At 65.4% G+C, this 4002-nt stretch carries 4 protein-coding genes; all 4 read right to left on the minus strand.

Translation table 11 applies throughout. From position 1 onward, the window contains the following. Window positions 1-385 precede the first annotated feature (385 nt). Window positions 386-2170 (minus strand): ABC transporter ATP-binding protein, encoded by a 1785-nt coding sequence (locus EOC06_RS23135; protein WP_128308877.1) that lies wholly within the window; start codon window positions 2168-2170, stop codon window positions 386-388. 9 nt (window positions 2171-2179) lie between these two features. Continuing rightward, window positions 2180-3214 (minus strand): glycosyltransferase family 2 protein, encoded by a 1035-nt coding sequence (locus EOC06_RS23140; protein WP_128308878.1) that lies wholly within the window; start codon window positions 3212-3214, stop codon window positions 2180-2182. Between the two features lie 4 nt (window positions 3215-3218). Next, a complete protein-coding gene (locus tag EOC06_RS45165; protein WP_368773596.1) occupies window positions 3219-3644 on the minus strand; it encodes a hypothetical protein in 426 nt (141 codons plus the stop codon). Continuing rightward, window positions 3628-4002 (minus strand): hypothetical protein (locus tag EOC06_RS45170; protein WP_368773597.1); only part of this gene is annotated, 375 nt, incomplete at its 5' end. The genes EOC06_RS45165 and EOC06_RS45170, both read right to left, overlap by 17 nt.

Here is a 4002-nt window from a genome sequence, read left to right on the forward strand (position 1 = left end):
GAGGACGGCGTGGTCGAGATAGCCGGGGCAATGGCGAAGAAAGCACGGACGACGGGCAGGCGGCGCATGCGCAGAAATGTCGGCGCCGCTGGCTGAGGCCTGCCACGCCTGAAAGGATTCAGGCGACGCGCTTCAGGTTTTGTTTTTGTGCATGGGAGGCCGGCACCTCACCCGGAGAGTAAGCCCAATGGGGCACCGGCCAGGCGGATCGACAGGTCCGCCGCACAGGTAAGGTAGCGCGCCTCGGTCCCGCACGGCATTGGTGCGATCACGGAAGGTGCCAGCGGCACTTCCCCAAGCTTCTGATTCGAACCTTTGCGACGACCCGCCGGCCGGCGGCTGCAAACACGCCCGGGAAGCGATCGCGGGCCGGCCCGGTGCCTTCTCAGTCGAGCGGCTCGTGCTGATAAAGCTCGTCCATGCTGAGCGAGGCCAGGGCGCCGAAAGGGGCCTGCTTTTTCACCCGGCCGCCGCTCAGGATGACCACGTCGTCGCAGAACGAGATGGTGCTGTGGTGGTGGCTGATGACGATGGTCGTGCGGCGGCCGGCTCTCGACTTCAGGGTCTCGACGATGGCCGCTTCCGACAGCCCGTCCACTGCATTGGTGGCTTCGTCCAGGATGAGGAGATCGGGATCGCGCACCAGGGCTCTGGCCAAGGCGATCCGCTGCCTCTGTCCCGCCGACAGATTGACGCCCCTGTAGCCGACCAGGGTCTCGTAGCCCTGAGGCAGCCTTTCGATGAACTCATGCGCTTCGGCCAGTCTTGCGGCGGCCTCGGCATCGCCGGCTGTCGCCGCATCCTGGCCGTAGGTTATGTTGTCAAAAATGCTGCCGTCGACCAGTTCCAGTTCCTGGCTGGCCAGGGCGATGTGGCGGCGCCACTGGCTGGCGTCGATCCGGTCGAGCGGCGATCCATCGACGAGGATGCTGCCGGTGTCCGGTTCCACGAAGCGGCACAGGAGATTGACGATCGTCGTCTTGCCGGCGCCCGAGCGGCCGATCAGCGCCGTCGAGCGGCCACCGCGGATTTCGAATGTCGCCGCATGCAGCACCACTTCGCGCCGGTCCGTGCCGGAATAGGTGAACGTCACATCGTCGAAATTGATGCCCTGGCGCAGGCCGTGGAACGGCCCGTCGCCTTGCGGCGGTTGCGGCTTGCCGGCGGGATCCAGCAGCCATGTCACCTCTTCTAGCGATCCGCTCAGGCCCTGCAGCTGGCTCCACGAGCCCTGCAGGGCCCGCATATGCGGCTGCAGCCTGTAGAGCAGGATGACGAAGGCGATAATCAGCGGGAAACTCACCTGCGCCAGCCAGGCGCCGATCACCACCGCCAGGAACAGCATGGCGTGGAGAACCTCCGTCAGCGGCGGCAGCGCTCCCTGGCGCACGAGCAGCGCGAAGGAAGCGCGGCGAACCGCATCCGACGCCGTGTCGAATATCGCCTTTTCCCGGTTCTCCTGTCCGAAGATGCGGATCAGCCGTCCGGCATGCACAAGGTGAAGCATCTGCGAGGCGAGATGGCCGTTGCGCGAAGCGACGCTGCGGCTGGGCTCCTTCAGATTGGCCGAGAGGATGGCATGCGCGATCTGGACGAGCGCCAGTCCGAGCGTGACCAGAAGCGTCATGCGCCACGAAAGCAACAACAGGAAAGCCAGGAGGATGATGGCGGCCGATGCGCTGACGATGGCCGACAGCATGATCTGGATCGCATCGGAGGCCCGCCAGGATTCGTTGGAGATGATGTTGAGCAGGCGTCCGGGGCTTTGCCGCAGGAAGAACGGGTAGCCGACCCGCAACAGCTGCTCCGACAAGGCGCTGCGGATGGAATGGCTTGCCTTGCCGGAGATGAAGGTCGTCAGCAGCGTGTTGGCGAAGGCGAAGACGTTCTTCAGGACGATCGAGCCGAGGATGGCGACCGAAATGACCACAAGCCGGTCGCGCTCGCTCAGGCCCGATCCGACATGCTGGAGGGCAGCGGAGAAGCCGTCCATGCCGGCCGCATCCCCATGTCCCATGATGATGCCCAGCAACGGGATGATCAGGCCAATGCCGAACCCTTCGAGGACGGCGCTGACCAGGCCGAGTACCACCACCGCCGGAAGCAGGCGCAGTTGCCGCTTTCCGAACGCCCGGAACAGCATCGGCAGGCTTGGCGGCAGCATCGGCATTATAGCGTTTCACCTCGCCTGGGCATTGGCTTGCTGATCTTGCCGCACCGGCTCGGCCCGCGGCCGTCTGGCCAGCAGGAGAACCGCGAACCTGGCCGCGCCGAGCAAATTCATGGCGACGATCGGCCAGTGCGGCAGGTTGAGTTCACGATCGAAGGCGGGTCCCCCCGTCAATTCCCGGAAAGCCCCTCTTGCGGCCCAGTAGAAATGGCGAAGCAGCCAGGGCGCGTGGCGAACATGCTTCAGGCAGAGCCCGCCATTGCCCAGACTGTAGTCGCGGTGCAGCTTTTCGATGGCTTTGCGATCCCGCCGGCCATGATGATGGAATATCGTCATATCAGGCACATACTCGACCGCGATGCCGAGCAGCATCGCGCGCACGAGATAATCGGTATCCTCTGCCGACCGCAATGGTCCGCCGGCGCCGAAGCGTTCGTCGAAATAGCCGATGCGGGCCGCGACGTCGCGGTGCATCGTCATGTTGCAGCCCAGCACGAAACCGCCGGGATGAACATCCGGCGTCAGCCGCTCGCGCGCCCACGACCGCTTGATGGTGAACGGCAAATCCCTGGCATCGCCAAGCTCGACACGGCCGCCCCGGATGAGCCATTGTTCCCCGGACGCATAGTGTCGCTCCAGATCGCGCAAATAGTCGCGATGGAGCGCGCAGTCATCGTCGACGAAGACGAGCACACGGCCGCGCGCGCGCCGCAGCCCGGCGTTGCGGGCAGCCGCCAATCCTGGGCGCGGCTCGCAGACGGGCGTGAACGGAATGTCCGACGCAGCGGCGATGCTGGCCAGGCGTTCGGCCGTGCGGTCGCTCGAACCGTTGTCGACGACCACGAGTTCGGCGGCGAATCCGGCATGTGCGCGGCAGGCGGCCTGTACCGACTTGATGCAGGCATCGAGCACGGCGACGCGGTTGCGGGTGCAGATGATGAAGCTGACTTCCGGCGCCGATCGGTCACGGCCGCGACCGGTCGGGGCAGGGTCAAGCGCCGTCGAACGATCGCGCTGCAGAGCTTGGTGGGCTTTGACGATCATGCCTTTAACTCAACCGATGAGACGCCAGAACCGCCGCGGCGGGTGCGGATTTGAAGAAGTACGCCATGGCATCGGCTTGTCTGGCGGCCGACAGCGAGGCGAGGCTGAGCCAGGGCGCCCAGGCGCCGGGCCGCAGCGCATATTGCTCGCGGCGCCGGATGGCGTTCCATTTCGCGGTCCGCGTCAGCAATTCATGCGTCAGCGCCGGCTGCTTTTCGTCGGCGACGAGCTGGTAGAGGAAATAGAACAGGTTCAGCGCGCCAGCCTCGAAGCTCGGCCGCGTCGCCGCCGGCAGCGAGCGGATTTCCTCCTCCAGCGCGACGATGAAGCTGGCCGCACGGGCGACCGTGTCGTGGCTGACCGCATCGCCGATGTCGCGCAGGTCCCGCGTGGCCTGCGCCAGGCCCTCGCGCTCAAGATTCTCGGCCACGATGCGCAAATGCGTCCTGCGCATCTCCGTGACGTGCCGCCTGGTCACGCTTGCCTGATGGACGCGGTAGACGACCAGGTTTTCGGGCATCATGGCTGCCGGGTAACGGCCGGCCAGCCGCCTGAAAAGATCGAAGTCCTCGGCGTGCCTGTAGATCGGGTCGTAGTGGAGAACGCTGTCGTCGATGACCTTCCTGTTGTAGACGACCGTCGGGTGCATGAAGATCGTGAAGAACATCGCCAATACAGGGATGCGGCCGAATTTGAACACCGGATCGGGCCTGCCGATGGCGATGCGGCCGCGGATCAACATGTCGACGCCGGCGCCGCAGAAGCCCAGTTCGGGCCGCAGCTCGAAC

The organism is Mesorhizobium sp. M7A.F.Ca.MR.362.00.0.0, assembly GCF_004023175.1.
Taxonomy (GTDB): domain Bacteria; phylum Pseudomonadota; class Alphaproteobacteria; order Rhizobiales; family Rhizobiaceae; genus Mesorhizobium.